The sequence below is a fragment of the Streptomyces sp. TRM68416 genome, from assembly GCF_014596915.1.
Lineage (GTDB): Bacteria > Actinomycetota > Actinomycetes > Streptomycetales > Streptomycetaceae > Streptomyces.
Window position 1 is genome coordinate 1 of the sequence record NZ_JACVWU010000052.1, and the last position, 5695, is coordinate 5695.

The 5695-nt window shown below is 70.2% G+C and carries 1 protein-coding gene; it reads left to right on the top strand.

Annotated elements, in window-relative coordinates; genetic code table 11:
* Positions 1-28: 28 nt before the first annotated feature.
* Positions 29-5695, top strand: a 5667-nt coding sequence (locus ICC28_RS39750; RefSeq protein ID WP_317454181.1) for a non-ribosomal peptide synthetase, incomplete at its 3' end; no start/stop codon positions are given.

Consider the following 5695-nt stretch of genomic DNA (forward strand, 5'->3'; position numbering starts at 1 on the left):
CACTGGTGGTGGTGCGGTGTTCTCGTCGGTGGCGTTCGATCTGGTGGTGCCGAACGTGTGGGCGCCTCTGCTGGCGGGGCAGCGGGTGTGTCTGCTGCCGCAGGATGTGGATCTGTCCCAGTTGGGGGAGCGGCTGGTTGCTGCTGGTCCGTTCAGTTTCCTGAAGCTGACGCCGGGGCATCTGGAGATCCTGGCGCAGCAGTTGTCCGACGAGCAGATCGCCGCTCTGGCCTCGGTGATCGTGGTGGCGGGTGAGGCCTTGCAGGCCACGCTGGCTGCGCGGTTCACGCGGGTGCTCGGTGAGGGCCGTCTGATCAACGAGTACGGGCCGACGGAAGCCTCCGTCGGCACGTGTATCTACCCGGTGCCGTTGGACGCGGGTCAGGGTGTGGTGCCGATCGGTGCCCCGCTGCCGGGCATGGTGATGCGGGTGCTGGACGCTTCCTGCCGTCGTGTCCCGGTCGGGGCCGTGGGTGAGCTTTATGTGGCCGGCACGGGTGTGGCCCGCGGCTATCTCGGCCAGTCGGCCCTGACGGCTGAGCGGTTCGTGCCGGACCCGTACGGGCCTGCGGGTTCGCGGATGTATCGCACGGGTGATCTGGCGCGTTGGGTCGAGCCGGGTGTGGTGGAGTTCCTGGGCCGTACCGATCACCAGGTCAAGATCCGGGGCTACCGGATCGAGACCGGCGAGATCGAAGCCGTACTCCACAACCACCCCCAGATCAGCGAGGCCCGCGTCCTTGTCCACGAGGACGCCGATGGCGGGAAGCGGCTGGTGGCCTACGTGGTCGGCGCGGACGATGAGCGGGCCGATCCGGCCGAGCTCACCGGGTACTGCACCGAGCACCTGCCCGCGTACATGGTCCCGTCAGCCTTCGTACGGCTGCCTGTGCTCCCGCTCAACGCCAACGGCAAGCTGGATCGCGCCGCCCTGCCCGCACCGGACGAGGACACGGCCCGTACCGAGTACCTCGCCCCGGTCACCGAGGCCGAGCATGCCGTCGCCGAGGTCTGGCAGCGGGTGCTCGGGATCGAGCAGGTCGGTACCGCCGACCGGTTCTTCGACCGTGGCGGCGACTCGATCCGTGCCGTCGCCGTCGTCGGTGCCCTGCGCGGCCGCGGCTACGACCTGTCCGTACGCGATGTCTTCGAGCAGCGCACCGTCGCCGCACTCGCGGAGCTGATCGAGGGCCGTAACCGGGTGTCCGGACAGGCCGCGGCCACCGCGCCGTTCGCCCTGATCGGCGCCGCCGACCGGTCCCTGGTGCCGGCCGACGCGACCGATGCCTACCCGCTGGGCCAGGTCCAGTTGGGCATGGTCGCCGAGCTGATGTCGGGCAGCGGCCGGAACAACTACCACACGGTGATCTCCAAGCGGATCAAGGACGACCGCCCCTTCGACGAGGCGGCCCTGCGTTCCGCGGTCCGTGCGGTCACCGACCGGCACGACTCGCTGCGCACCTCGGTGCACGTGACCGGCTACTCCGTTCCCCTCCAGGTGGTGCACCGCACCGCCGAGGTCCCGGTGACGGTGTACGACTACCGCGGCATCGACGTGGTCGAGGGCGAGAAGGAGCTCACGGCCCGAGTGGACGAGGAGCGGGCCGCCCTCTTCGACCTGCGGACCGCGCCGCTGCTGCGCGTGGCCGTCTACCTGGAGAGCGACGACGCCTGGTGGCTGACGCTCACCACCTCGCACGTGATCATCGACGGCTGGAGCACCCACACCCTCGACATGGAGCTGGTGCACACCTACCGCGACATCCGCGACACGGGGGCACCCGCGGCCGGCCTGACGCTGCCCGTCCGCTACGCCGATGTCATCGCGGGCGAACTGGAGGCGCTCGACAGCTCCACCGACCGTACGTTCTGGCAGGGCGTCGTCACCGGCCGGCCGCGCCTCGTGCCTCCCGCCTCTTGGGCCGGGGACGGCGAGCCGGAGAGCTACGGAGTGGACGTCCAGGTCGCCGACCTCGCCCAGGTGCTGCGCGCCCGGGCGGCGGAGGCGGACGTGCCCTTCAAGACGCTGATGCTCGCCGCGCACCTGGAGGTCATGAGCCGGATCGGCGAGGCGGCGGGAACTCCCGGAACTCCCGGGGACGCCTTCCACACCGGCGTCGTATTCCACACGAGGCCGGAACTGACGGGCGCCGAGGGCGTGGTCGGTATGCACCTCAACACCCTGCCGTTCCCGCACGAGCGCGGCGCCCGCACCTGGCGCGAGCTGCTGGGCCGGGTCTTCGGCCGTGAGACGGAGGTCTGGGCGCACCGCCGCTACCCGCTGCCCGCGATCCAGCGGCAGCTCGGCACGGGCGAACGCCTCGTCGACGTGTTCTTCAACTACATCGACTTCCACCAGGTCGACACCGAACTGATCGACACCGGTACGGGCGTCAGCCAGGCGCCCAACGAGTTCGGCCTCGCCGTGCACGCCTACGGCGACCAGAAGATCGGCATCCGTACCGGCACCGGTCTGGTCGCCCGCGACCGTGGAGACGCCCTCGCGGCCCTCTACCGCGAGGTGCTCGAAGCCATCGCGGCCGGGCTCGACGGTGTCATCGAGAGCCGGGGCCCCGACGGCCGGGGCGTGAGCGGTAACCATCGATCCATCGAAGACCTCCCCGAGGAGACGGGCGTGACAGCACACGAGCTGTTCGAGGCGCGGGTCGCCGAGACCCCGGACGCCATCGCCGTGACGGCCGGCGGCGAGGAGCTGTCGTACGCGCAGGTCAACGCCCAGGCCAACCGGCTCGCGCGACACCTGCGCGAACTGGGGGCGCGCCCGGAGCAATTGATCGGCGTGCACCTGGAGCGCGGGGCCGACCTGGTTCCCACCCTGCTCGGCGTGCTCAAGTCGGGCGCGGCGTATCTGCCGCTGGACCCGGCGAACCCGGCCGAGCGCCTCGGCTACGTCCTGTCCGACGCGCGGGCGGACGTCGTGGTCACCACGAGCGAGCTGGCCGCAGGCCTCTCCGAGGTGTACGACGGGACGCTGGTCGTCCTCGACGATCCGCGGACCGCGCAGGAGCTGGCGGACCGTGCGGCGGAGGACCTGCCGAAGGTCTCGGGGCCGGAGAACCTGATCTACACGATCTACACGTCGGGTTCGACGGGCCGCCCGAAGGGCGTGGCCCTGACGCACCGCAACGTGGTGCGGCTCCTGGAGACCGCGCAGGAGCACTATGCCTTCGACGAGACGGATGTCTGGACGATGGCCCACTCCTACGCGTTCGACGTCTCGGTCTTCGAGATGTGGGGCGCCCTGGCCCACGGCGGCCGCGTGGTGGTGGTGCCCCGTGCGGTGACCCGCTCCCCGGAGGAATTCCTCGATCTCCTGGTCGAGGAAGAGGTGACGGTGCTGAGCCAGACGCCCACCGCCTTCCGCTCCTTGGTCACCGCGGCGGCGGAGGGTGACCGGCGCGTCAAGCTCCTCTTCCTGCGTGCGGTGATCTTCGCCGGAGAGAAGCTGGAGATCGCCGAGCTCAAGCCGTGGGTGGACCGTGTGGGTCTGGGCCGGGTCTCGCTGGTGAACATGTACGGCATCACCGAGACCACCGTCCACACCACCTACCACCGTCTGACCAAGCGGGACTTCGCACCCGAGGCCGGCAACCCGGTCGGCCGTCCGCTGTCCGACCTCACCGTGCACCTCCTCGACCCGGACGGCCGCCCCGTGCCCGAGGGAACCGAGGGTGAGATCCATGTCGCGGGTCCTGGTGTGGCGCGCGGCTACCTCGGGCGTCCGGCGCTGACGGCTGAGCGGTTCGTGCCCGATCCGTGGGGTCCGGCGGGCTCCCGTATGTACCGCAGCGGTGACCTGGCCCGCAGGCGGCCGGACGGAGGGCTCGACTTCCTCGGCCGTATCGATGATCAGGTGAAGATCCGTGGTTTCCGGATCGAACTCGGCGAGATCACGGCCGTGTTGCTGAAGGATGCGGCGGTGCGGCAGGCCGTGACCGTGGTTCGTGAGGACTCCCCGGGTGACAAGCGTCTGGTGGCCTATCTGGTCCCGGTGGAGGGTTCGGCCGTGGAGCCGCGTGCCCTGCGCGAGGCGCTCGCCCAGGAGCTGCCGGAGTACATGATCCCGGCGGCGTTCGTGGAGCTGGAGGCGATTCCGCTCACCACCAACGGCAAGCTCGACAAGAAGAGCCTGCCCGCGCCGGAGGCTGGACAACTGCGCAGCGCGGGGGAGTTCACCGCTCCCCGTACGCCCCTCGAAGCGCATGTCGCGGAGATATGGCAGCAGGTGCTCGGGGTCGACAAGGTCGGCGTCCACGACAGCTTCTACGAGCTCGGTGGCGACTCCATCCGTGCCGTCATCCTCGTCGGCACCCTGCGAGACGCCGGCTACCAGGCCGAGGTCCGTGACCTCATGGAGCACCCCGTCCTGGAGCGCCTCTGCGGTCTGATCGCCGCACGGGAAGGCTGCGGCTCGGACCCGCGCCGCCCGGTCGCACCGTTCGAGCTGGTCCCCGAGGCGGACCGCGACCGGCTCCCCGAAGGCCTCGACGACGCCTACCCGTTGACCCAGAGCCAGCTCGGCATGCAGATCGAGATGCTCTCCGACCCCGAGAACCCGGCGTACCACCTGGTGAGCAGTGTGCGCATCCGCGACGAGCGGGCGTTCGCCCCGCGGCTGTTCCAGCAGGCGGTGGACTCGCTGGTGGCCCGGCACGACGTGCTGCGCACCGGAGTCAGTCTCGACCGCGGGTCCGTCCCCCTGCAGTTGGTGCACGCAGACGTACGGGCCGAGGTCGAGCTCGTGGACCTGACTGCGCTCACCGACGAACGTGCCGAGGCGACGGTCAGGGAGTACGTGCAGCAGCTGTCCCGCACGCCGCTCGACCCCGAGTCCGTACCTCTGGTGCGGTTCACCGTCCATCTGTGCGCGGACGGCAGCTGGCAGCTCACGGCCGTCAACTCCCATGTCATCCTCGATGGTTGGAGCACGCGCCAGCTGTTCAGCGAGCTGTTCCAGACCTACGGGGCACTGCTCGCCGGCGAGCCCGTGGTGTACGAGAGCCCTGCCCTGCGGTTCGCCGACACAGTGGCCGCGGAACTCGAAGCCCTCGACTCGGCCGAGGAACGCGACTACTGGCAGACACTCGTCACCGGCACGGAACGGTTCACCGTCCCCGCCGACTGGGGCTCCGACCAGGAGCAGGAGAACGGCCTCTACGTCCTGAGCGTGCCGTACTCCGATCTGGAGGCCGAACTGCGCCGCCTGGCGGTGCAGTCCGGGACGCCGTTCAAGAGCGTGCTGCTCGCCGCGCACCTCAAGGTGCTCAGCCAGCTCACCCCGGATGAGACCTTCCTCTCCGGCCTCACCCACCACGTTCGCCCCGAGGCACCCGGAGCGGACCGGATCGCGGGCATGTTCCTCAACGTGCTGCCGATCCCGCACGACCGTACCGCCCGCACCTGGCGTGACCTGGTCGCGCGGACCTTCGCCACCGAGCGGATCACCTGGTCCCACCGGCACTTCCCGATGCCGGTGATCGAGGGGGAGTACGGCGGTGGCGGCCGGCTCATCGAGGCGTACTTCAGCTTCCACGACTTCGAGGAGGCCGAGGACGCGGCGGGCGGCGCCATGGTCGACGCCACCGCGGCACTCGGATCGAGCACCAACGAATTCGGCCTCGCCGTCTCGACGGCACCCGGACGCCTGCAACTGCGCTGCTCGCCGCGGCTGGTG